Origin of the sequence: Pseudomonas sp. Z4-20 (assembly GCF_051131955.1) — a bacterium.
Lineage (GTDB): Bacteria > Pseudomonadota > Gammaproteobacteria > Pseudomonadales > Pseudomonadaceae > Aquipseudomonas > Aquipseudomonas marvdashtae.
This window is the reverse complement of record NZ_CP071641.1, coordinates 2,759,465-2,782,144: the sequence shown is the minus strand read 5'-3', so window position 1 is coordinate 2,782,144 and position 22,680 is coordinate 2,759,465. Positions and strand designations below refer to the sequence as shown.

The 22,680-nt window shown below is 62.2% G+C and carries 19 protein-coding genes; 4 read left to right on the top strand and 15 right to left on the bottom strand.

The genetic code is table 11. The annotated features are described in order from the left end of the window. Positions 1-21 precede the first annotated feature (21 nt). The 4 genes from J3P82_RS12715 to J3P82_RS12700 form a co-directional block, all read right to left on the bottom strand. Complete coding sequence (locus J3P82_RS12715) at positions 22-624, bottom strand: LysE family translocator (RefSeq protein ID WP_434563562.1); 603 nt, start codon at positions 622-624, stop codon at positions 22-24. Between the two features lie 54 nt (positions 625-678). After that, positions 679-1,515 carry an AraC family transcriptional regulator gene (locus J3P82_RS12710; protein WP_434563560.1) on the bottom strand — a complete coding sequence of 279 codons (837 nt, stop codon included), beginning with the start codon at positions 1,513-1,515 and terminating at the stop codon, positions 679-681. Positions 1,516-1,609: 94 nt separating this feature from the next. Continuing rightward, positions 1,610-2,035: a GlcG/HbpS family heme-binding protein gene (locus J3P82_RS12705; RefSeq protein WP_434563558.1), complete on the bottom strand. Its 426-nt coding sequence runs from the start codon at positions 2,033-2,035 to the stop codon at positions 1,610-1,612. A 3-nt stretch (positions 2,036-2,038) separates the two neighbouring features. Continuing rightward, the gene (locus J3P82_RS12700; RefSeq protein ID WP_434563556.1) at positions 2,039-2,200 is read right to left on the bottom strand and encodes a hypothetical protein; all 162 of its coding nucleotides are present in this window, start codon (positions 2,198-2,200) and stop codon (positions 2,039-2,041) included. 168 nt (positions 2,201-2,368) lie between these two features. Between J3P82_RS12700 and J3P82_RS12695 the strand changes: the two genes are divergently transcribed. Continuing rightward, positions 2,369-3,454 carry a Rieske 2Fe-2S domain-containing protein gene (locus J3P82_RS12695; RefSeq protein WP_434563554.1) on the top strand — a complete coding sequence of 362 codons (1,086 nt, stop codon included), beginning with the start codon at positions 2,369-2,371 and terminating at the stop codon, positions 3,452-3,454. After that, positions 3,451-4,401, top strand: coding sequence for a PDR/VanB family oxidoreductase (locus tag J3P82_RS12690; protein WP_434563552.1), 951 nt, complete (start codon positions 3,451-3,453; stop codon positions 4,399-4,401). The genes J3P82_RS12695 and J3P82_RS12690 overlap by 4 nt, the downstream gene beginning before the upstream one ends. Before the next feature lie 17 nt (positions 4,402-4,418). On the opposite strand, the gene J3P82_RS12685 is transcribed toward J3P82_RS12690, so the two are convergent. The 4 genes from J3P82_RS12685 to J3P82_RS12670 all read right to left on the bottom strand — a co-directional run bounded on the left by J3P82_RS12685 (position 4,419) and on the right by J3P82_RS12670 (position 9,635). Continuing rightward, positions 4,419-5,132 carry a GntR family transcriptional regulator gene (locus J3P82_RS12685; protein ID WP_434563550.1) on the bottom strand — a complete coding sequence of 238 codons (714 nt, stop codon included), beginning with the start codon at positions 5,130-5,132 and terminating at the stop codon, positions 4,419-4,421. Positions 5,133-5,219: 87 nt separating this feature from the next. After that, positions 5,220-7,097 (bottom strand): feruloyl-CoA synthase, encoded by a 1,878-nt coding sequence (locus J3P82_RS12680; protein ID WP_434563548.1) that lies wholly within the window; start codon positions 7,095-7,097, stop codon positions 5,220-5,222. Between the two features lie 146 nt (positions 7,098-7,243). Continuing rightward, positions 7,244-8,692, bottom strand: coding sequence for an aldehyde dehydrogenase (locus J3P82_RS12675; RefSeq protein WP_434563546.1), 1,449 nt, complete (start codon positions 8,690-8,692; stop codon positions 7,244-7,246). Between the two features lie 112 nt (positions 8,693-8,804). Further along, a complete protein-coding gene (locus tag J3P82_RS12670) occupies positions 8,805-9,635 on the bottom strand; it encodes a p-hydroxycinnamoyl CoA hydratase/lyase (RefSeq protein WP_010567568.1) in 831 nt (276 codons plus the stop codon). A 214-nt stretch (positions 9,636-9,849) separates the two neighbouring features. On the opposite strand from J3P82_RS12670, the gene J3P82_RS12665 reads away from it, so the two are divergent. Beyond that, a complete protein-coding gene (locus J3P82_RS12665) occupies positions 9,850-10,338 on the top strand; it encodes a MarR family winged helix-turn-helix transcriptional regulator (protein WP_434563544.1) in 489 nt (162 codons plus the stop codon). Between the two features lie 178 nt (positions 10,339-10,516). On the opposite strand, the gene J3P82_RS12660 is transcribed toward J3P82_RS12665, so the two are convergent. After that, entirely contained in the window at positions 10,517-11,824 is a 1,308-nt protein-coding gene (locus J3P82_RS12660; RefSeq protein WP_434563542.1) for an OprD family porin, read from the bottom strand. 312 nt (positions 11,825-12,136) lie between these two features. Between J3P82_RS12660 and mhpT the strand changes: the two genes are divergently transcribed. Next, positions 12,137-13,363 (top strand): 3-(3-hydroxy-phenyl)propionate transporter MhpT, encoded by a 1,227-nt coding sequence (gene mhpT / locus J3P82_RS12655; RefSeq protein WP_434563540.1) that lies wholly within the window; start codon positions 12,137-12,139, stop codon positions 13,361-13,363. 67 nt (positions 13,364-13,430) lie between these two features. Here mhpT and J3P82_RS12650 read toward each other — a convergent pair whose 3' ends face one another. The 6 genes from J3P82_RS12650 to J3P82_RS12625 form a co-directional block, all read right to left on the bottom strand. Continuing rightward, positions 13,431-15,851 carry an efflux RND transporter permease subunit gene (locus tag J3P82_RS12650; protein ID WP_434563538.1) on the bottom strand — a complete coding sequence of 807 codons (2,421 nt, stop codon included), beginning with the start codon at positions 15,849-15,851 and terminating at the stop codon, positions 13,431-13,433. A 52-nt stretch (positions 15,852-15,903) separates the two neighbouring features. Next, on the bottom strand, positions 15,904-17,007 hold the full coding sequence (locus J3P82_RS12645) for a WD40/YVTN/BNR-like repeat-containing protein (protein WP_434563536.1): 1,104 nt from the start codon (positions 17,005-17,007) through the stop codon (positions 15,904-15,906). 67 nt (positions 17,008-17,074) lie between these two features. Further along, positions 17,075-18,436 carry a DUF1329 domain-containing protein gene (locus J3P82_RS12640; protein WP_434563534.1) on the bottom strand — a complete coding sequence of 454 codons (1,362 nt, stop codon included), beginning with the start codon at positions 18,434-18,436 and terminating at the stop codon, positions 17,075-17,077. Positions 18,437-18,451: 15 nt separating this feature from the next. Then, positions 18,452-20,101 (bottom strand): DUF1302 domain-containing protein, encoded by a 1,650-nt coding sequence (locus tag J3P82_RS12635; RefSeq protein WP_434563532.1) that lies wholly within the window; start codon positions 20,099-20,101, stop codon positions 18,452-18,454. 80 nt (positions 20,102-20,181) lie between these two features. Further along, positions 20,182-20,949, bottom strand: a complete 768-nt coding sequence (locus J3P82_RS12630; RefSeq protein ID WP_434563530.1) for a coniferyl-alcohol dehydrogenase — start codon at positions 20,947-20,949, stop codon at positions 20,182-20,184. 72 nt (positions 20,950-21,021) lie between these two features. Further along, positions 21,022-22,494, bottom strand: a complete 1,473-nt coding sequence (locus J3P82_RS12625) for a benzaldehyde dehydrogenase (protein ID WP_434563528.1) — start codon at positions 22,492-22,494, stop codon at positions 21,022-21,024. Between the last annotated feature and the right edge of the window lie 186 nt (positions 22,495-22,680).

The following is a 22,680-nucleotide window of genomic DNA, read 5'->3' as shown; positions in this document are numbered from 1 at the left end:
CCGTCGAACCGTTGCAAGGGGTTACACCACCAACGTCAACCACGCCGACACCAGCAACAACAACGCCATGATCCGGTTGAAGCGCCCCATCGCCACGGCGGAGCGGCAGAACCTTGCGGCGCCCCGCCCCAAGTAAGCCCAGGCGGTCATGCACGGAATGGAAATCGCGAAGAACGCCAGGGACAGCCAGAGCACCCGCACGGTACGGTCCGCCTCGGCACCGGCGAATACGCTGACCACCGCCAGCGCCATCATCCAGGTCTTCGGGTTTACCAGTTGCAAACCAGCCGCTCCCGCCAGCCCAAGCCGTGGACCTTCCACCGGTCGGTCCGGATCGATGGCCTCGGCCGGCGCGCTGAAGATCTGCCAGGCCATCCAGCTCAGCCAGGCGATGCCGGCCCAGGACAGGACCGTTTGAATCGTCGCGTGCCGTGCCAGCACATCGCCGAGTCCGGTGCCCACCAATAACACCAGCAGCGCCGCCGCTGCGCAGGCGCCGAGGATGATCGGCCATGTGGTCGCCAGGCCGTAGCGCGAGCTGTGGCTCAGCACCAGGATGTTGGTCGGGCCCGGAGTGATGGAAGCGACAAAGGCAAACAAGGCAAACGGCAGCAACTGGTCCATGAAGCAACTTCTCGGTAGATGATCGTGGAGCTGATCATCCCGACACGGCCGGGCTCAGTCTGGAACAATTGAGCAGCGCTTTCGATAATCCGCCGGGCTCAAGCGATAGGCGCGCTGGAACCAGCGGCCCAGGTGACTCTGATCGGCAAAGCCGAGCATGGCCGCCACGGTCGCGGCGCTTTCACCGCTGGCGAGCAAGCGTCGCGCCCGGGCCAGGCGCAGCTGGATCAGATACGCATGGGGCGCCAGGCCGAAGGCCGCCTTGAACGCACGGCTCAAGCGAAAACGATCCACGCCTGCGACCCGCGCCAAATCGTCCAGGCCGATGTCATCGCTCAAGTGACTGTGCAAGTAATCGCGGGCTTGCTGCGCAACCAGTGGCAGGCGTGGATCGGGATTGATGCGAGCCCGCCAGTGCAGGTGTTGGGTCAGGTTCGACAGCAGCGTGTCGAGGGCAGTCTGGCGGACGATAAGAATCTCTTGCCCATGCAGGCTCTGGAAGGCCGTGGCCGTGGCCCGTGCCAATCGTGCGTCATCGTTGAGGGTGGCGGCAAAGCCCAACTGGGCATTGTCCGGCGCTTCTTCGAAGAGGGAACGCAGCTCGCGCTCCAGCCAATGCGGCTCCAGGTACAGTGTGCGGTAGGTAAAACCGTTTTCATGAGGCGCATTGCCGTCATGCAATTCCCCGGGTTCCAGCAGGAACACCTTGCCCGGCGTGCTGTTGTGTTGCTGTTGACGGCAGTGAAACTGTTGCACGCCCTGCTCCGTCACGCCCACCAGGTAGGCATCGTGCCAGTGCGGATCGTACGCGTGGCCCTCGAAATGCGCGCGCACCGTCTCGATGCCGGACGTGGCGTCCTGCTTGAGATCGATCCAGTTGCGCGCTGTCATGGGCTGCCTCGTTCACTTATCCGCTTGGGGAGATTAAACGCTGCAGACGAATCAGTCTGGAAGATTTGTGCAGCGTTTATTGGAGCTCCTTGCGTCAGGCATCTGGGGTTATCATCGGCAATACGGTCTCCACCGCCAACCGCGCCAGTTCCGCATCCTCCTCGGCCTTCACGCCGGACACCCCGATGGCACCGATACACTGGCCGTCGTGGCGGATCGTCACGCCGCCTTCGAGCATGCCCTGCAGGTGCGGAGCGCTCAGGAAGGCGATACGACCCCCGTTGATCATGTCTTCGAAGACCTTGCTGTCACGCCGGCCCATGGCGGCGGTGCGGGCTTTTTCGGTGGCGATGTAGCTCGACAATGGCGAGGCGCCGTCCAGGCGCAACAGCCCCAGGGGATGCCCGCCGTCGTCCACCACGCAGACCGAAACGGCCCATTGGCGCTGATGCGCCAGTTCCTTGGCCGCTACCAGAAGCTGAGCGACGTCCTGTTCCGTGAGTACCGCTTTGGTTTTCATGAATCACTCCATATTTATGGGACAAGGGCTCGCCAGCAGAGCGTTCTTGCGCACCGCGAAGGCGATAACCGTGCCGAAGTATTGTTCTTCGACGAAGTTTGGGCCAACAAATTCGAAATCCTTGACCTGAGTACGCATGAGCAGGCTTGCGCCGACGCTGATCACTGCGCCTGTCTTGCAGGCGCGAATGACGAAGGCCTATGCATTTCTTATTTATGGATCCATTAATAAAGCCAATCGTCCGCACGACCAGCAAAATCGTTGACAAGTAAATTGATTAAGAGAGTTAATGGATCCACAGATAAAAATAAAACCAGCCTGGAGATCCCTCCCATGTACCCCAAAAACACCTGGTACGTTGCCTGCACCCCCGATGAGATTGCCGATAAGCCGTTGGGTCGGCAGATTTGTGGCGAGAAAATCGTCTTCTACCGCGGACATGCAGGCAAAGTCGCCGCCGTCGAGGATTTTTGCCCCCACCGTGGCGCCCCGCTCTCGCTGGGTTATGTCGAAAACGGCAACCTGGTGTGTGGCTACCATGGATTGGTCATGGGAGGTGACGGCAAAACCGTCGAGATGCCCGGCCAGCGGGTACGTGGATTTCCTTGCAACAAGACCTTTGCCGTTGAGGAACGCCATGGGTTTATCTGGGTCTGGCCCGGTGAACAGGCGCTGGCGGACCCGTCGCTGATTCCTCATCTGGAGTGGGCCCAGAGCGCTGAGTGGGCGTATGGCGGCGGCCTGTTCCATATCCACTGCGATTATCGCCTGATGATCGACAACCTGATGGACCTGACCCACGAGACCTATGTACACGCCTCGAGCATCGGCCAGAAGGAAATCGACGAGGCGCCGCCCGTGACCACAGTCGAGGGTGATGAAGTGGTCACCGCCCGCCACATGGAAAACATCATGGCCCCGCCGTTCTGGCGCATGGCGCTGCGTGGCAACAACCTGGCCGACGATGTGCCGGTGGACCGCTGGCAGATCTGTCGTTTCACCCCGCCCAGCCATGTACTGATCGAAGTCGGCGTGGCTCACGCGGGCCATGGCGGTTATCACGCCGCGCCACAGTTCAAGGCATCAAGCATTGTGGTGGACTTCATCACGCCGGAAACCGAGACATCCATCTGGTATTTCTGGGGCATGGCCCGGCACTTCCAGCCCCAGGACGACGCATTGACCGCGAGCATTCGCGAAGGCCAGGGCAAGATTTTCAGCGAAGACCTGGAGATGCTCGAACGCCAGCAACGCAACCTGCTGGACCATCCGCAGCGCAACTTGCTCAAGCTCAACATTGACGCCGGCGGCGTGCAGTCGCGTCGGGTCCTGGAACGTTGGATCGCCCGGGAGCGTGAGCAGCAGGCGGCGTTGATCGCCACGACCCAGCAACCACAACACGCGGAGCAACGGCCATGATCGAAGTTCAGGTCGCCGCACGGCACGATGAAGCCCTCGACATTTGCAGTTATGAGCTGACGCGTGTCGACGGCCAGCCACTCCCACCGTTCACTGCCGGCGCTCACATCGACGTGCATCTGCCCGATGGGCTGATCCGCCAATATTCGCTGTGCAACCACCCGGAGGAACGGCATCGCTACCTAATCGGCGTGCTCAAGGATCCCTCGTCACGTGGAGGCTCACGCCGTTTGCATGAACAGATCCAGCCGGGAACCCGATTGCTGATCAGCGAACCGCGCAACCTGTTCGCCCTCGCCCCGCAGGCCCGGCGCAGCCTGCTGTTTGCTGGAGGCATCGGCATCACGCCGATCCTGTGCATGGCCGAGCACCTGGCCCAGGGCGGCGCAGTGTTCGAATTGCATTACTGCGCGCGGTCCAAGGAGCGTGCGGCTTTCGTTGAGCGCTTGCAGCAGTCGCCTTATGCCGACCGGGTTTTCCTGCACTTCGACGAAGAGCCCGCCACGGCATTGGACGCCGCGCGGGTATTGGCCTCGCCCAGTGCCGACCTGCACCTCTATGTGTGTGGTCCCGGTGGTTTCATGCAGCACGTCCTCGACACCGCCAAGGCCCAAGGCTGGCAAGAGCCCAACCTGCACCGGGAGTACTTCGCCGCCGCGCCGACAGACACCACGGCGGACGGCAGCTTCTCGGTGAAACTGGCTCGCAGCGGCCTCGTGTTCGAGGTGCCGGCGGACCGCAGCGTGGTGCAGGTGCTGGAAAGCCATGGCGTCGAGGTTCCGATCTCGTGCGAACAAGGCGTCTGCGGTACTTGCCTGACCCGCGTGCTGGAAGGCGTGCCGGAACACCGTGACATGTTCCTGACCGAGGCCGAGCAGGCGCTCAATGATCAATTCACGCCGTGCTGTTCAAGGTCGCGGACGCCGTTGTTGGTGCTGGATCTCTAACCACCACGATGGGCACATCATTCTGAGCGAAGGATCACCTTCATCCGCTCATCCGCCAACGCCGAGCCGAATACCTCGGCGTAACGCAAAGTCGCGTTGGCATGCTCGCGCATGATCGCTTCGGCGCGGGCACCCTGGCGGCTGACGAGCGCGTCGAACACCGAGTGATGCTGCATGTGGGCGTAATTGAAGCGGCGGAACTCGCCGGCCATGTTCTGGCGATCCACCGCCAGGGCGGTCACTGACGCGAATGGCAGGTGGTCATTGCGCGCCAGGGCATCGGCGATGGCCGGGTTGTGGCTGCCTTCGACGATGGCTTGATGAAAACGCATGTTGAGGTCGTGGTAGACCTCCAGGTCTTCTTCGGTCACGTAGCCTTTGTTGAACAGTTCGTCGCCCTGTACCAGGCACCGTTCAAGCGTGCGACGGGCGTCGTCGGACAGACCCCGCTCGGCCGTTTGCCGGGCGGCGAGGCCTTCGAGCACGCCACGCACTTCCACCGCCCCGGCGATTTCCTCGGCACTGACCGAACGCACCTGGAAACCGCGCCCGCCAAAACGCACCAGCAACCCTTCCTGCTCCAGGGTGCGAAACGCCATGCGCACCGGCATCCGTGAGACGCCGAACAATTGCGCGGTGGGAATTTCCATCAGTCGCTCGCCCGCCGCCAGCTCGCCAGAGGCGATCATGCGACGCAATGCGACCAGGACCGTTTGGCCGGGCTTGCTCATCCAGGTGATTCCAGAGAAGAGAGAGCCGCCATAGTAATTGCAATCAATTGTGGGAGCGAGCGTACTCGCGCCCACAAGGCGGCAGTGTCAGCCGACCGGTCCGGCGCGCAGGATCGTCGGGTCCTCGCCCCGGTACAGCGCCTCGACCTTCGCCGCGCGCCATTGCAACACCGCCCGCTGATTGATTGAGCCCTTGTCGGTGATTTCCCCTCGGTCGATGGACGCGGGTTCATCCAGCAGCGCGATCCATTCGACGCGACTGGCGTTGCCGTTGGCTTCGCGGTTCAGGCGGCGCAGCCAATCGGCGAACCACTGGCGCACCGGCGCGCTGGCCAGCACTTCAGCGTCACTGGCGTCCAGCCCAAGGCCCGACAGGCGCCGGCATTCATGCAGGCGTGGCAGTACCAATGCGCCCAGGCACGGACGATCCGGTGCCGTCACCACCAGGTCTTGCACATATGGCGTGCCTTCCAGCACCGCCCTGTTGCGCAACGGCCCGACACTGACGAACACCCCGGAGGACAATTTGAAATCCTCGGCAATCCGCCCATCGAACATCAGCCCCAGCTGTGGGTTGGAGGGGTCGGCGAGTTTAATGGCATCACCCGAGCAGTAGAAGCCATCCTCATCGAACACCTCGGCGGTCTGCTCTGGCGCTCGCCAGTAGCCGGGCATGATGTGCGGCCCGCGAAAGCGTCCTTCGAACTTGCCGTCCACCGGCACCATCCGCACTTCGCAACCCGGCGCCGGCAAGCCGATGTAGCCGGCCATCGACAGTGGTCCGGTGGTGAAGGTGCAGGACGGCGATGCTTCGGTCATCCCCAGGCCGGCCATCATGCGGATTCGTTCGCCACAATGCTGTTCGGCCACTTTGTCGAGTCGATCCCAGGTGCTTTGCGAAAGGCCCGCCGCGGCGAAGAAAAACAGGCTGATGCGCTTGAAGAAGCGCTCGCGTAACTCGGCATCCTGTTCCAGGGCGCTGACCAACTCTTCCCAGCCCTTGGGCACGGTCAGGTAGGCCGTCGGGGAAATTTCCTTGAGGTTGCGCAAGGTTTCAGCGAAGCCCTGCACGGTGGGTTTGCCATCGTCGAGGTAGAACGTACCACCGTTGTACAGCACGATACCGACGTTATGGCTGCCGCCGAACGTGTGATTCCACGGCAGCCAGTCCACCAGCACCGGCGGCTCTTCGCCGAATACCGGGAAGGTCTGCAACAACATCTGCTGGTTGGCGCAAAGCATGCGCTGAGTGGTGATGACCGCTTTGGGCAGTTTGGTGGAACCAGACGTGAACAGGAACTTGGCGATACTGTCCGGGCCGGTGGCGGCGAAGGCACGCTCGGCTTCGATGCCGCCCGGCGCTGCCAGCAGGCTGGCGAAGCTTGTCCGCCCGCGCCCCGCCATCTCGCCGCGTACCGTGATCAATGGGATGTCCCTCGGCAACACGGCATTGACCGCCCGCTCAAACGGCGCCGCGTCGCTGACGAACACCAGCCCCGGTTGCAGCACGTCGCAGACATGCCGCAGCTTGGCGAAATCCTGGGACAACAGCGAGTAGGCCGGCGACACCGGGCAGTAAGGAATACCGGCGTACATGGCCCCCAACGCCATCTGCAGGTGCTCGATGTCGTTGCCCGACAGCAACGCCAAGGGTTTTTCCGCCGACAACCCGTACGCCAGCAGGCCTTGGGCGATGGCTCGCACGCTGTCGAGCATTTGTGCATAGCTGACGTGACGCCACTCACCCTTGTCTTCGCGGGCGGCAATGAACGTCTGGTCTGGCCGTACCTGCGCCCAGTGCACCAGGCGATCGAGCAAACGCGCCGGCAACGGAGCCAGCGGTTCCAGGGAGCGCATGTGCACAATGCCCTGCTCTTCGCGCACTTCAACAGCTGGATGGCCAATCGACACCTGGCGATAACGCACAGGCTCGGGCCGGGAGGATGATCTGAACTCGGAACTCACGGTGCATCTCCTCCATCAAGGCACGCTCGGGTCGCGCAAAACGAGCGGAGCGTGGCAGCGTGTGGCTGCGGCCTTGGAATTGTTGTTATGTCTGGCCTGCGGCGGGCGGCGGCGGTTAGCGCTTGCCGCCCGTGTTGCACTGGCTTTCAGATCGGGTAGTGTCGGGGGCCGTTCTGCATCGTCACCCAGCGCAACTGAGTGAAATGCTCGATGGACGCCTTGCCGCCGAAGCTGCCATAACCGCTGGACTTGACCCCGCCGAAAGGCATTTGCGCCTCGTCGTGCACGGTCGGGCCATTGATGTGGCAGATGCCTGACTCGATCCGCTGGGCCAGGGCCAGGGCGCGGCTGGTGTCGCGGCTAAAGATCGCCGCCGACAAGCCGAACTCGGAATCGTTGGCCAGGCGCAGCAGTTGTTCATCACCCTCGCCGCGCAGCAACACCGCCACCGGTCCGAAGGACTCTTCGCGGTACAGGCGCATCTGGGCGGTGACGCCATCGAGCAAGGTCGGTTGCAAAATGCTGCCATCCAACTGACCGCCCGCCAGCAGCTTCGCGCCTTTCGCCAGGGCATCGTCGATCAGTCCCTTGATGCGCTGCCCCGCGCTGGCGTCCACCAGCGAACCCAGCACCGAATCGCTCGCCGAAGGGTCGCCGGCGCGCAAGGTGGCGATCTTCGCGGTCAGTCGGCTGATAAAGGCATCGGCCACGCGGGCGTCGACGATCAGCCGCTCGGTGGACATGCAGATCTGGCCTTGGTTGAAGTAGGCGCCGAAGGCGGCCGCTTCCACCGCTGCGTCCAGATCGGCGTCGTCCAGCACCAGCAACGGCGCCTTACCGCCCAGCTCCAGCAGTGCCGGCTTGAGGTGGCGCGCCGACAGTTCCCCAACGATGCGCCCGACATGGGTCGAGCCGGTGAAGTTGACCCGGCGCACCGCCGGGTTGGCGATCAGGCGCTCGACGATGGCCGGCGCATCCGCCGGCGCGTTGCAGATGACATTGACCACACCGTCACCCAAACCTGCGTCTTGCAGCACCTGGCCGATCAGCCGATGCACCGCCGGGCTGATTTCCGAAGCCTTGAGCACCACCGTGTTGCCGCAAGCCAAGGGCATGGCGATGGCGCGGGTGGCGAGAATCACCGGGGCGTTCCATGGCGCGATGCCCAGCACCACGCCACAGGGCTGACGCAAGGCCATGGCGAAACTGCCGGGCACGTCCGAAGGAATAACTTCGCCATTGATCTGGGTGGTCATGGAGGCTGCTTCGCGCAGCATGTTTGCCGCCAGGTGCACGTTGAAGCCGTACCAATTGGCCATGGCACCGGTCTCGCCGGCGGCGGCAATGAATTCGCCGCTGCGGGCCTGCAACTGCTCGGCCGCGCGGAGCAAGCGAGTGCGACGTTCGTTGGGCGCCAGCGCCGCCCAGGCGGGAAACGCCGCTTGCGCAGCCGCCACGGCGGCGTCGGCGTCTTCCAACGTGGCGGCGGCCACGCGAGACACCACTTCACCGGTCACCGGGTTGCAGCGCTCGAAGGTCCGGCCATCACGGGCGGGACACGACTGGCCGCCGATCAACAGGGGCACGTCCAGCATGTAGATGACTCCTCGTTATGATTGTTATGAGACGGAGTTTTAAGCTGCAAGCAGCAAGCCGCAAGCACAACTCGAACTGCTTCTGCTTGAAGCTTGAAGCTTGAAGCTGCCGCTATCGCTTATAGGCTTGCAGGCCGGGCTTGATGCTCTTGTCGTCGAGGAACTGTTTCATGCCCTGCTCGCGACCACCTTCGGTGTCGAGCAAACGCGACTGGTCCAGCTTGGCGTAGAGGTAATCCTCGTTTTGCTCCCAGGTCAGTTCACGGCAGCGCTTGAAGCCATGCTTGGCCGCGCGCAGCACCACGGGGTTTTTCTCCAGGAGGTTGCGCGCCAGCTCAATGGTGACTTCGCGCAGCTGCGCCAACGGCACGCTTTCATTGACCAGGCCCATTTCGGCGGCTTTCTGCCCACCAAAAGTCTTGCCGGTCATGATGTAGTACAACGACTGGCGATGCCCCACGGTGTCGGCCATCGCCTTGCTGACCAGGTTTCCAGGCGGAATGCCCCAATTGATTTCCGACAGGCCGAACGTCGCCTCGTCGGCGCAGATCGCCAGGTCGCACGCCACCAGCGGACTGAAGCCGCCGCCGAAGCACCAGCCGTTGACCATCGCGATGGTAGGCTTGGCGTACATGCGCAGGAGTTTCCACTGCCATTGCGAGGCTTCGCGACGGATCTTCTCCTGAAGGATTTCCGGCCCGGCGTCCACTTCGCGAAAATATTCCTTGAGGTCCATGCCGGCGGTCCACGCTTCACCCGCGCCAGTCAGCACCAGTACGCCAGCGGCCGGGTCCTGTTCCAAGGTCTCCAGCACATCGATCATCTCGCGGTTGAGGGTCGGGCTCATGGCATTGCGTTTTTCCGGGCGATTGAGGATGACCCAGGCAATGCCTTCCTCGATTTCGACCTTGACCGTTGTCCAGCGTCCTTCGTAATTGCTCATGGCGCGTGCTCTCTTGTTCTTGGCTGAAGATGGACAAAAACTAACCTTGAATATTAGTTATGTCAATTAACTATTAATCGATTTACCTCTGATTTCTCGACCGTTTGAGTGAGCACGCGAATCAGAAAAAATCCATACGACCGTAGCCACCGCGCGGCAACCTCGGCAAACTGGATAGCCTTGTTAATCACTGACCTTGAGGATGCACCTTTCGATGGCCAAGTCTTCCAAGCTTGCCGAACCCGCCTCCGAGGCCCTGGCCGACGGTAGCGACACGCAGGCGCCGATGGACTCCGCGCTGGATGACCTGATTGGTTATGCCCTGCGCCGCGCCCAGTTGAAATTGTTCCAGAACCTGATCGGCCGGCTCGCCGTCCACGACCTGCGGCCCGCGCAGTTCTCCGCCCTGGCGGTCATCGACCAGAACCCGGGCTTGATGCAGGCGGACCTGGCCAAGGCATTGGCCATCGAGCCGCCGCAAGTGGTGCCGCTGTTGAATAAACTCGAAAGCCGCGCCTTGGCCGTGCGGGTGCGCTGCAAGCCGGACAAGCGCTCCTACGGGATTTTCCTGAGCAAGACCGGCGAAACGCTGCTCAAGGAGCTCAAGCAGATCGCCGCCCAGAGTGACCTCGATTCCACCGCTGCGCTCAACGGTACCGAGCGGGAAGAGCTGCTGCGGTTGTTGAAGAAGGTTTACCAGTAGAAGAACACCGCTCCCCCTGTGGCGAGGGAGCTTGCTCCCGCTGGGTTGCGCAGCGACCCCAATGCAGTCCACTCGGTCAGCCTGCTGCCCTGCGTTCAATAGCTTGGGACTGCTCCGCAGTCCAGCGGGAGCAAGCTCCCTCGCCACAAAAGCTCTTTCACAGGAAGTCTTCGCCAAGTCACCAGATCGGCACGCTGTACGTCACCAGGAAACGGGTCTGGTTCTCGTCGCGAAACGCCGCCGTGCCCGGAAAGTCGTTGCGATAGATCGATTTGCGCGCCAGCAAGCCAACATTTTTCAGCGGACCACTCTGGATCACATAGCCCAGTTCCATCTGGAATTCGCGTTCCTTGCGATCCTCAGCATTGAGGGCGGCGAGCTCGATATTATCGCCGCGCACATAACGCAATCGGGTCCGCAGCCCGGGCACGCCAACGGCGGCGAAGTCATAGTCATGGATCGCCTGCCAAGTGCGTTCCTTGGCATTGAGAAAGTCCGAACTCATGGTCATTTCGCTCAAGCCCATCAACTCGGTGCCAGACACGTAAGGCGTCGCCGTGTCGCCGCTGGAGTGCATGTAACCCAGGCTGACTCGGTGCCCGCCGAGGCGATAGCCGACCAAGGCCGAGACGTTGCGGTTATCCACCTTGCCGGCCTTGGCGGCGCCGTCTTCGTCGCTGAAGAAACTGCGCAAGTCAGTGGTCAACACGCCATCGCCGAGGGGCAGGTTGTGCAGCAACGCGAGGGTGTTCTGCTGGTATAAATCCGCCACTTCGGCGTGGTAGGCGCGCAGGCTGAGGTCTTTGTTGACCTGATAATCGCCGCCGACGTAAGCCAGGTGAGACGAGGTTGCCGAGCCATTGAAACGGCGATTGGGCGAGGCGATGGTCATCGGCTGGTAATCGGTGGAATCGCGCCGGGCGATGCGATCGATGTAGCCGGTATTGAGCGTCAAACCGTCGATGTCCTTGGAGCTGAGTGTCGTCCCACGAAACGTCTGGGGCAGCAGACGCGACGGGCTGGCGAAGGCAAACGGCAGGAAAATCGACACGTCGCCGGTCTTCACGGTCGTTTGCCCGAAACGCAGCTTGCCGGTCAGGCCCAAGCGGGAATATTCATCCGCCGCGCGCTTGTCGCTGCTGGACACGGGCAACAGTTCGGTGCCGCTGCGATCCGGTGACGAGTCGAGCTTGATCCCCAGCAATCCTCTCACGTCCAGGCCAAACCCGACTGTCCCCGGAGTGAATCCCGACTCCACGTTCATGAAGACACCCTGGGCCCATTCCCGCGCGGCAGTCTTGGTGCCGTCGTCCTTGTAGTCGCGATCCATGTAGTAATTGCGCAGGGTCAGCGTGCCGTGGCTATCGTCGATGAAGCCTTCGGCTAGCGATACGCTGCAAAAAAGGCCCAGCCCGGCGCCGGCCAACCAATGAATGACGGGGAAAACTGAGCCCGCCGCGTGGGCGTCCCTTATGAGCTCTGGCATGTTCGATGTCCGCTTCTTGTTGTTGTTTTCGATCGAGGCAGCCCCGGATGATGGGGCGGTGCGGACAGAGAATGGAAACGGCGCGGGTAATTCGTCAATCCAGAGTGACCGATAATCGAACGTTAATATCCTTAACTAAAATTGCCGCAGGCCGCGTCACCTACGTCAATTTATTGATTTGAAATAGAAAACAGGCGTTTTTGCCTGTTCGTTTCGTGCGATCCATTTTTTAGTTAGCTTTGTTAATCTAATCCTGCGCTGGCGGTTTCCTGTCATACCGCAGCCCCGACAACAACAATAAGAGGATTTGCCATGAACCGTCCGCCGCGTCGTGCGACGTTGACCATCGCTTTGTGCTTCATCGTCGCGTTGATCGAAGGGTTTGATCTTCAGTCCGCCGGCACCGCCGCTGCCGGCTTGCGCCAGACGTTTACCCTGGACCCGAAAATGATGGGTTGGGTCTTTAGCGCCGGCATCATCGGCCTGCTACCGGGTGCGTTCTTCGGCGGCTGGATCGCCGATCGCATTGGACGCAAGAAAATCCTCGTCGCCGCCGTCCTGCTGTTCGGTGTGTTCTCCCTTGGCACCGCTTATGTCGAACAGTATTCCACTTTGCTGTTAGTGCGCTTCATGACCGGCCTCGGCCTTGGAGCCGCCCTGCCCAACCTCATCGCCTTGTGCGCCGAGGCGGTGGGCGAACAACGACGCGGCACGGCCATCAGCGTGATGTACGCCGGCGTTCCGCTGGGCGGCGCACTGGCGGCAGTGGTTGCGATGACGTTCGGCGAGCACTGGCAGATGACCTTCTTCATCGGCGGCCTGGCGCCCTTGCTGGTGGTGCCGTTGATGGTGCTGTGGCTACCGGAGTCCAGCGCGTTCAAGCAGGTCCGCGACGCTGGCGGCGAAGTCCGCGGTTCTGTTGGCCAGGCGCTGTTCGGCGAAGGGCGAGGCCTCACTACCCTGGGCCTCTGGCTGAGCTATTTCTTCACCCTGACGGTCATGTACATGTTGCTCAACTGGCTGCCGTCCCTGCTGTTGGAACAGGGCTTCAGCAAACCCCAGGCCGGCCTGGTGCAGATGTTGTTCAACATCGGCGGAGCCCTCGGCTCGTTGCTGGGGGGCGTGTTGCTGGACCGTTGCAATGGCAGCAAGGTGGTGCTGTTCGTTTACGCCGGCCTGCTGAGCGCCCTGGCCGGAGTCGGGGTGTCAGTCGGCATCGTGCCGATGGCTATTGCCGGGTTTGCCGCCGGGTTGTTCGTCATGGCGGCGCAATTGGTGCTCTATGCCTTGGCACCGCCCTCCTACCCCACGGTCGTGCGCGCGACGGGGGTTGGAGCCGCAGTGGCCATCGGACGCCTGGGCTCGGTGGCCGGGCCTTTGGCGGCCGGGCAGATCCTTGCGGCTGGGGGTGGTACTACCGCTGTGTTGCTCGCGACTTCGCCTGGATTGGTGGTTGCTACGGTGGCTATTCTTGGCGTGATTCGGCGTTCGGCTGGGCCGCGGTTAAGAGCTACGAATCCTGTTGTGGAGAACTCCTGACCTCATGTGAATATCCGTTATTTCGGTAACGGATATTCACCCCCCACGAAAAATGCCCTGTCCCCTATCACCCCCTAACCCACCGCTCCTGTGGACTCAACGCAGGCTTTTTTAAAAACACCTTCTGCGGCAGCAACCACCAAGCCAATGCCGGCAGCAAAATCAGAGCCCCAAGCATGTTCACCAAAAACATGAAGGCCAGCAAAATCCCCATATCAGCCTGAAACTTGATCGGCGAAAAAGCCCAGGTCGACACCGCCACAGCCAACGTCATCCCCGTCAGCAACACCACTTTCCCAGTGAACAAAAGCGCCTGGTAATACGCCTGGGCCAAGGTATCGCCGGCACGCATCCGAGCCAGGATCACACTCAGTACATAGAGCGCATAATCCACGCCGATCCCCACGCCCAACGCGATGACCGGCAGTGTCGCGACTTTCACGCCCATGCCCAACCCCATCATCAGCGCCTCGCACAGGATCGAAGTAAGCATCAGCGGCAGCATTGCGCACAGGGTGGCGCGCCAGCTACGGAACGTCAGCAAACACAGCAGGCTGACCGCACCGTAGACCCAGAACAGCATCTCGCGCATGGATTTTTTCACCACGATGTTCGTCGCTGCTTCGATCCCCGCGCTGCCGGCCGCCAGCATGAACTTGACCTCTGGCAACGAGTGCCCAGCGATGAACTGCTCACTGGCCTCCACCACGCGGTTCAAGGTGTCAGCCTTGTGATCCGCCAGGTACACGTACAGCGACAGCATCGAGCAGCCCTGGTTGAACAGTTCTCGTGGTGCACGGGTTTGCACGGCGCCCAGCGCGCCGTCGTTGGGGATCAGTTCGTACCATTTGAAGTTGCCTTCGTTGTAACCGGCCGTGGCGATTTTGCTCAGCGCCGCCATCGACGTGGTCGATTCCACGCCGGGCAATTGCTCCAGCTGCCAGGCCAGGGCATCCACCGCGGACAGGCTGGCGTAACGGGTGCATTGATCCTCCGGGGTCTTGATCATGACCACGAAAATATCCGAGCTGGCCGCATAGTTCTGGGTCATGAACAGCGCATCGCGGTTGTAGCGCGAGTCGGCACGCAGCTCCGGAGCGCCGGGGTCCAGGTCGCCGATTTTCAGATGCAGGCTGACGGCAAAACCGAACGCGGCCAACACTAAGCCAACCAGCATGGCGCCAATGGCCCAGCGCCGTTGGGTAAACAGGTCGAGGGCACGCCACAGCGGATGCTTGATCTGCGCCTGTTGCTCGCTGGTTTCCGCACTCAGGCTGCGTTGCGCCGCTGCCGGGCTGACGCCGATGTAGCTGAGCAGGATTGGCAGCAGGATCAAGTTGGTGAAAATCAGCACCGCGACACCCAGGCTCGCGGTGATTGCCAGGTCCTGGATCACTCGGATATTGATCAGCAGCAACACGGCGAAGCCCACCGCATCGCAAAGCAACGCGGTGATGCCAGCGGCGAACAGCCGGCGGAAGGTATAGCGTGCGGCGACCACCCGGTGAGTGCCGCGGCCGATGTCCTGCATGATGCCGTTCATCTTCTGCGCGCCGTGGCTCATGCCGATGGCGAACACCAGGAACGGCACCAAGGCCGAGTACGGGTCGAGCTCGTAACCGAGGACGGCGAGCAGCCCCAGTTGCCAGAGCACCGCAGCCAGTGAGCACGTTACCACCACCAGGGTGCTGCGCACGCAACGGGTGTAGCCAAACAGCACCAGGACCGTCACCAGTACCGCTACCACGAAGAACAGCAGGACCTGGGTCATCCCCTCGATCAGGTCGCCGACGATCTTGGTGAAACCGGTGATGTGAATCCGCAGGTCGTCGGTCTGGTACTTGTCCCGCAACGCCTCCAACTGCCGGGAGAAATCGCCATAGTCCAGCGCCTTGCCCGTCTGCGGATTGATTTCCAACAAAGGAACGAAGATCACGCTGGACTTGAAATTGCCGGCCACCAACTGACCGACTTCACCGGAACGGGCCACATTGGTCCGCACTTGTTCGACGCTGGTGGCCGAGCCATCGTAGTCGTCAGGAATGACGGTGCCGCCATCGAGCCCTTCCTCAGTCACGGCGGTCCAGCGCGTAGTCGGGGTCCACAACGACTTCATGTAGGGTCGATCGACCCCCGGCAGTAGGTAAAGCTCATCGTTGAGCTTGGCCAGGGTGCCGAGATAATCCTTAGTGAAAATGCTCCCGTGCTTGACCTCCACGGCGACGCGCAGCGAGTTGCCCAGGCCGCTCAACTCACTGCGGTTCTCGAGAAAATTGGCGACGTAGGGATGCCCGGTGGGAATGGTCTTCTCGTAGCTGGCATTGATGCCGATGCGCGTGGCTTGCCAGCCGAGCACCAGCGTCACCAGCAGGCACAGCAGGACCACCAGCGGTCGATGGTTGAAGATCGCCCGTTCGGCGAAGTTGCCCGACGCCCGGTCGAAGTCTTCCTGGCGGCCGATCACGGTTTGGATTCTGTCGTCTTTCAAGTTTGACTCCTGTTGCACGAGCCGTGGCCCGATAGCGCTACACCGTGAAGTTTCAAGGTTTACCGGAGGCCCGCGGATCCTGGTCAGCGGCCACGCCGCTCAAACCGACACTCGCCAGGCTGCCGTCGACCGCCTGTTGCACGGCAGCGACCGTCGCGCCGCTGCGGCTTTGTCGCCTGTCAAAGCTGCGACCCTGGTCTTGACTGAATAAAAGCTCTCCGCTCTGGCTGGCCAACAGCAGGCTGCCGTCGCGCAGTTCAAGCGCCGTCGACAGCGTCGATTCGATAGTGGTTTCCAGGCGTCGCCAACTGTCGCCACGGTCGTCGGACCACCAGGCATTGCCCCGTAGACCGTAGGCAACCAAGCCCCCATCGCGGGTGCCGAGCAGGCCAAAAAAGCTGCCCTCGTAAGGTGACTTCAACGCCTGGAAAGACTGCCCGGCATCGGTCGAACGCAACAGCAGGCCGCGCTCGCCCACCAGCAACAGGTCCTTGCCCACGGCGCGGATGCCATAAAAGTTCAAGCCCTGCGGATTGTCCACGTGCCGCATCCACGGCAGCCAGCTTCGGCCGCCGTCGTCGGTGCGGAAGATCTGGTTGTAGGCGCCTACGACGTAGCCGTTCAGGCGGTCACTGAAATACAGGTCGAGAAACGGCTTGTCCGGTCCGTCATCGAGCATCTGCTGTGCCTGCGCCACGTTGGCGGCGCCGCCCGGCCTGCCGGCATCGCGCCCGGCGACCTGCGCCGCAAGGGCGATGGCACGTTCACCGTCGAGTTGCTTCTGCCAGGTCTCGCCGCCGTCGGTGGTATGCAGGACCACGCCAAGATGGCCGACCGCCCAGCCCTGCTCGGCATCGACGAATTGCACCGCGGTCAGGCTGACACTGACCGGCACCTTGGCCTGGCGCCAAGTCACGCCAGCATCATCGCAGAGCAGCACGATCCCGCGCTCACCGACCGCCACCAAGCGCTCGCCGGCCCGGGCCAGCCCAAGCAATACCGCACGCTGGGCCTTGGTGGTTGGCAGTGCCGGCTGCTGCAGCACTGCGAATGTCGTCGGCTGCGCAGCCACGGACACGTTTGCCCAAAGGCACAACGCCAAGGCGCAAGCCCCCCAAAGCGGACCGCGACTCACAAAGATTCTTTCAGCTCTCATGTCTTCATCCCGCCTGGAAATCGTAAGGGCCCGCAGCGAGCCTCACCTCGCCACGGTCGCCACAGGTTCAGCGCATGTTTTCGTTGGCCATCGCATCCGGCGTGAAAAAAGACGCCGAAGGTTTTGCGACTTTCTGGTACTGGACCGCCAGGTCGTTGCTCGATGAGTTGAGGAAGTAAGCACCGGTGTCGAGGTTGTAGCTGCCCCACATGACCTGCGCGGTGAGGGCTGGCAAGTCCGGCGCCAAGAGTGTCAGCGAATACATTTGCCGGCCGAGTTTGCCTTGGGCGTCGTAGCCGTCGACCATCAGGATCTGCCAGGAGTCTTCGTCGACGTAGTAGGTCCGACGCGGCACCACATGGCGCTTGCCAGCTTTGAGCGTGGCCTCGACCACCCAGACCCGATGTTTTTCCCAACGAACCAGATCAGGATTGAGGAAGTTCACCTTGACCAGGTCGTCGCTCTTGGCCAACGCAGCGCGATTGTTGTTGTAGGGAACCATCAGCTCTTTTTTGCCGGTCAGCTTCAGGTCATAGCGGTCGGTAGGCCCGAACAGCATGAACGCTTCGTCGAACAGGCCGACGCCGGAGGTCACGAAGTCCGGCGTGTCATAGGCAATGTTCGGCGCCCGGCGAACCCGGCGCTGGCCGACCAGATACTGCCAGGCGGCACGGTTGGCCGGGTCCAGGTCCCAGTGGGTCATCAGTCCTTCGCCGGCCTTGGACGACGGCAACTCAGTGAACAGCTTGCCCAGCAGGTACTTGCCGGAATAGTTTTCCAGGCTGCCGCCTTCGACGTAGTACGGAAGTTGATAGGTGTACAGGGCCCGGGTCGCTTGGACTTTCTTGCCACCGGCGGTCATCAGCCAGGTGTCGAAAGGCGAGCTGATGGTGTCGCCGCCCTGCCAGGACAACCGATAGTTCCACAGCACTTGCGCACCGTTTTCCGGGATCGGAAACGGGATGCCGCCATAAGCGTTGGCGACCTTTTCGCTGTCGACGTCCAGCGTGGCGCGGCTGGCATTCTTGCTGGTGTTGTCATAGACCCATTGCGGGGCGGCGGCCGAGCGATGGGTCGGGTACACGTCCAGGCGATAGTCCGGGTATTTCTTCAGCAGCAGCTGCGTCCCTTCGGCCAGTGCGCTGGCGTACTGCTGCATGTTCGAAGCCTTGATCGAATACAGCGGCTTCTCGCCGGCGAATGGATCGGGGCGCTTGTCACCGGGTTTATAGCCGGGCGCGACCTGGGTGTAACCGCCCTGCCACGCCGGGATACTGCCATCGGCATTGGCGGCGCGCTCCCCGCCCAGGGGTGTGAGATCGGTTTTCAGGCGTGCGGCCTGTTCAGGCGACACGGCGGCCTGCGCCAGGCCCATGCCGGCCAGGGCGAGGGTCAGGACGCAGGTGTTGAGGAATGCTGGGTTCTGCATGGCGAATCCACCTTATTAGAATGAGGTTTTCACGTAGAGCGAGACGAAGTCGCGGTCGGCCAACGACTGTCCGTAACTGAAATTGCCGTCCTCGCGCAGCCCGGCTTTCGGGGCGCCGAAGAAGTTCACGTAGTTGAGGCCGACGTCCCAGCGCTGCAGGTAGGTGGCTTTGAGCCCAACGCTCCAATCGCCGGAATGGGTATTGCCAAAGCCGGATTTATTGACCGCCGATGAACGCCCGTCCAGCACGATGCCCATGCCGATCGGCACGGTCAGGTCGACGCCGTCGATGATCTGGAAGTACGCCGGCTCCATCAATACCCGCAGCGCCGTGGCGTCGCGAGTGGTGTTAGAGTCCAGCGCCGCGGCGTTCTCGGTCACGCTCAGGGTGCGGTTCCAGGCCAGTTCGGCAAGGGCCGATCCGCCATCCCAGAAAGCAGTTGGCGATAACAGGTAAATCGCCGACAAGTTGGCGTGGGCCGTCTTGCCCCGGGCAAACAACGCGTCGTCGCCGCCATCGGCCTGTATGCCCGGCGTCACCACCTGCAGGTTGCTCACCAGCGGCGCGTTCCAGCGCACCGACGTTTCACCGGCAAAGTTGAACGGACCGTAGGCCGTGGAGAAGCTGACGCCAGCGGTCTTGATGTCTTCGGCGTAGACCTGACGATAGGAACCCAGGATCGGCAACCCCGTGGCAGCAGCCGCCGCGCCGTCCAGATACGCGTACAACCCGATCGGCGCTTTGTCGTGATATTGGGCCGCGTAGAAACCCAACTCCAGTTCGGTGCCGGTCGGCTTGAAGCGGATCTGCATGCCGCCCTGCCCCGAATTGCGCGGCTTCAGGTCCCCGCCATTCACCGTGTCGTTGCCAAACACCTGGCGCAGTGGACCGCTGCCGTAACCGATGGCATCGGCATCGCTCAGGTAGCTGCCGGCGCCGGGCAGGTTGGAACGTTCCCACTCGAACTGATAATAAGCGCCCACCGAAAGCTGCGGGTTGATCTGCAACTGGCCGGAGATCTGATTGACCGGACGCAGGATCTCCTTGAACTGAGTCCCCGGTACGCTAAGCAACTTGACCACGTCGGTCGGGCCTTGGGCATTGGCAATGCCGTTGCCGCCGTAGAACAGGCTTTCCCCGTAGATCAGGCTGTGTCGACCCAACCGCGCCACGCCCTGGGAGTCTTCACCGAGATCACCGCGCACGAACACGAAGGCGTCGAGAATCTCCGCGTCACGGCCGTGAAGCTTGCGGGTTTCACTGAGGAAATGGGTTTGTTCGCTACTGTCAGTGTCCTGGTTGTAGATATCGTCATACCACGCTGCACCGCTCACCCGCAGTCCGTAATTCTGCCGGCTGAGGTCCATTTCGGAAAACAGGTCCAGGCGGTTGGAGACCAGGCCGCTGCTGAAATTCTTGTCGCCCTGGCTCTGGATCGACGGGTACAACCCGTTGGCGGTTGGCGCGTTGACCAAGCGGCTGTCCTGCCCTTGCAGGCGCCACGCCTGGCTGTACTTGATGGTGTTGTCCCAGCGCAGTTTCCAGTCCGAATCACCCAGGTCCATTTGCATGGCCTCGGTCCTTTCGACCATCACACCGGTGCTGCATAACGCCAGGAACAGGGCGCAGTGCTTGAAACGAAAGCAATCTTTGAGGTTATCCATGGGGCGCTCTCATTATTGTTATTTTTTGGCATGGCGTTGCTGCCAACACGCTCAGGTAGCAGCTCGCGCTGGGGCTCATTTCAGATGTAGGTGGAGGCCAACCCACCATCGACCGGCAAGTTGACGCCGTTGATCCAGCGCGACTCGTCGGCACACAGGAAAGCGATCACCGCCGCCACCTCATCGGCATACGCCGGACGCTTCATGCGATGGGCATCGGCCTGGGTCCGCGCCTCCCCGAGCATGCTCACGAAGTCGTCGAGGATGGGTGTGAACACCGGACCTGGCGCGACACTGTTCATGCGCACCGAATGTTCCAGGAACCAGGGTTGGGCCTGCAGGAAGTTCCAGACGATCAAGGCTTCCTTGAAGTACTGGTAGCAGGTCGAGTCCGGCACCGGATGCTCGGCCAACCAGGTTTGGCCGGCGGCGAAACCGTCGGTGCGCGCCAGCGCCTTGTGCTGCTCAAGACGTAACGGCCACTCGGCGCCAAGGATCGAGGTGACGTTGACGATGCTGCCGCCAGCGTTGATCCGTGGCAGCAATGCATGGCTCAAGTGGCGCAACCCAAGGTAATTGACCCGCGCCAGCAGTTGCGGATTGGCGGTGCCCGGCACTCCAGCAATATTGCATAGGCTGTCAAACCGTGCGGGTAGCTGCGGCAGCAGCCGTTCGATGTTCTCGGCGCTGCTCAAATCGCCCAGCACAAAACCGTCGAGGGTCATGTGCGGGGCCTTGAGGTCCACGCCAATCACCTGGGCGCCATGGGCGCGCAGAAGGCTCGCCGTGGCAGCGCCAATACCCGACGAGACCCCGGTCACCAGCACAATCTTGTTGTCGAGTTTCATGTTGAGTCCTCTTATTGTTTTTGTCTGCTCGCAGGGGCCTCAGCTTATTGGCCCCTGTAGAAAACCAGCCCGTCAGAACGGGTAAAGCGGCGCCTTGTCCTTGACGGTCACCCACTGCCATTGGGTGTATTCGTCCCAGTCCGCCGGGCCGCCGACGCTACCGCCATTGCCCGACGCGCCTCGGCCGCCGAACGGATTGACGCACTCGTCGGCGACGGTCTGGTCATTGATGTGCAACATGCCGCACTGCAACCGCTCACCGATGGCCATGGCCCGGCCCACCGAGGGCGAGATGACCGCAGCCGACAGGCCGTACTCGCTGCGGTTGGCCATTTCGATGGCTTCCTCGTCGCTGGAAAAACTGACTACCGTCGCCACCGGGCCGAAGACTTCTTCCTCGAAGGCGCGCATGCCCGGCTTCACGCCGCTGAGCACGGTCGGTTGATAGAACAACCGCTTGTATTCACCGCCTGTTTCCAGCGTTGCCCCGGCGCGCACGCTGTCGCTGACGATGTCGTGCACGCGCAACAACTGCCGCCCATTGATCAACGGCCCGAGCGCCGCTTGCTCAAGGGCAGCGTTGCCCACGGTCAAGGCGCGAGCCTTGTCCACCAGTTTGCGGATCAGGGCCTGGGCGATCGACTCATGGACGAGGATCAAGCCGGTCGCCATGCAGATTTGCCCCTGGTGCAGCCAAGCGCCCCAGGCGGCATTGTTGGCGGCGAGGTCCAGGTCCGCGTCCTCGAGAATAATCAGCGGGTTCTTGCCACCCAACTCCAGCGCGACCTTCTTCAGGTTGCGCCCGGCCACTTCGGCCACTTTGCGACCGGCACCGGTGGACCCGGTGAAAGCGATCATCTTCACGTTGGGGTCGCGGCACAGCGCTTCACCGGCGTCCGCCGCGCCGGGCAATACTTGCAACAAGCCCTTGGGCAACCCCGCTGCTTCGAACAGACGCGCGATGAGAAAGCCGCCACTGACCGGCGTTTGCGGATCGGGCTTGAGCACCACGGCGTTGCCCGCCGCCAGCGCCGGTGCCACGGAGCGCATCGACAACACCAAGGGGAAATTGAAGGGCGAGATCACCCCGACCACTCCGTGGGGCAGGCGTCGCGCATAAGACAAGCGCCCCGCTTCGCTGGGCAGCACCACCCCGTGGGCCTGGGACAGCATGCCCGCGGCCTGATGGAGCAGCACGATTGCTTCACGCACCTCGTGCTGCCCCTTGAACAGCGCCGCGCCGGTTTCCCGGGCGACGTAAAGCGCCAGCTCGGCAAAAGATTGTTCAGCCACATCGGCGGCTTTGCGCAAGATCGCCGCGCGGTCCCGCGGGCCAAGGGCCGCCCAGGCCGGTTGTGCCAGCGCTGCGTCGCGGCAGGCTTTGGCGATATCGGCCGCGTCGGCCGTGGCGCTTCGCATCAGCACGTCGCCGGTCGCGGGCTCGATGATCGACAGCAGCGGGCCAGAGGCAGGCACCCAATCACCGTTGAATACACACTGGGACGCGATCACCTGGGACAGCAGGTGGTTTTCGGATGCAGACATTTAAAGCTCCCGGCTCTTTGTTGTTGTCATCGTTTGCCGCGCCTTGCCGACGCTGGCGCAAACGCCGTAGGAGTGCTTGAGCAAGCCGTGTGCCGGTTTCGCCCGCCGGCCTGCAGAAACATCGCGCAGGGCCCTGGATCAACGCTCTGCCCCTGACACAATGGCCACGCCGCATCCAGCGAACCC

Bases quoted from the DNA above. Each gene is read 5' to 3' on its own strand.
- J3P82_RS12715 (WP_434563562.1), bottom strand. From the start codon at position 624: ATGGACCAGTTGCTGCCGTTTGCCTTGTTTGCCTTTGTCGCTTCCATC.
- J3P82_RS12710 (WP_434563560.1), bottom strand. From the start codon at position 1,515: ATGACAGCGCGCAACTGGATCGATCTCAAGCAGGACGCCACGTCCGGC.
- J3P82_RS12705 (WP_434563558.1), bottom strand. From the start codon at position 2,035: ATGAAAACCAAAGCGGTACTCACGGAACAGGACGTCGCTCAGCTTCTG.
- J3P82_RS12695 (WP_434563554.1), top strand. From the start codon at position 2,369: ATGTACCCCAAAAACACCTGGTACGTTGCCTGCACCCCCGATGAGATT.
- J3P82_RS12690 (WP_434563552.1), top strand. From the start codon at position 3,451: ATGATCGAAGTTCAGGTCGCCGCACGGCACGATGAAGCCCTCGACATT.
- J3P82_RS12685 (WP_434563550.1), bottom strand. From the start codon at position 5,132: ATGAGCAAGCCCGGCCAAACGGTCCTGGTCGCATTGCGTCGCATGATC.
- J3P82_RS12675 (WP_434563546.1), bottom strand. From the start codon at position 8,692: ATGCTGGACGTGCCCCTGTTGATCGGCGGCCAGTCGTGTCCCGCCCGT.
- J3P82_RS12670 (WP_010567568.1), bottom strand. From the start codon at position 9,635: ATGAGCAATTACGAAGGACGCTGGACAACGGTCAAGGTCGAAATCGAG.
- J3P82_RS12665 (WP_434563544.1), top strand. From the start codon at position 9,850: ATGGCCAAGTCTTCCAAGCTTGCCGAACCCGCCTCCGAGGCCCTGGCC.
- J3P82_RS12660 (WP_434563542.1), bottom strand. From the start codon at position 11,824: ATGCCAGAGCTCATAAGGGACGCCCACGCGGCGGGCTCAGTTTTCCCC.
- mhpT (WP_434563540.1), top strand. From the start codon at position 12,137: ATGAACCGTCCGCCGCGTCGTGCGACGTTGACCATCGCTTTGTGCTTC.
- J3P82_RS12645 (WP_434563536.1), bottom strand. From the start codon at position 17,007: ATGAGAGCTGAAAGAATCTTTGTGAGTCGCGGTCCGCTTTGGGGGGCT.
- J3P82_RS12640 (WP_434563534.1), bottom strand. From the start codon at position 18,436: ATGCAGAACCCAGCATTCCTCAACACCTGCGTCCTGACCCTCGCCCTG.
- J3P82_RS12635 (WP_434563532.1), bottom strand. From the start codon at position 20,101: ATGGATAACCTCAAAGATTGCTTTCGTTTCAAGCACTGCGCCCTGTTC.
- J3P82_RS12630 (WP_434563530.1), bottom strand. From the start codon at position 20,949: ATGAAACTCGACAACAAGATTGTGCTGGTGACCGGGGTCTCGTCGGGT.
- J3P82_RS12625 (WP_434563528.1), bottom strand. From the start codon at position 22,494: ATGTCTGCATCCGAAAACCACCTGCTGTCCCAGGTGATCGCGTCCCAG.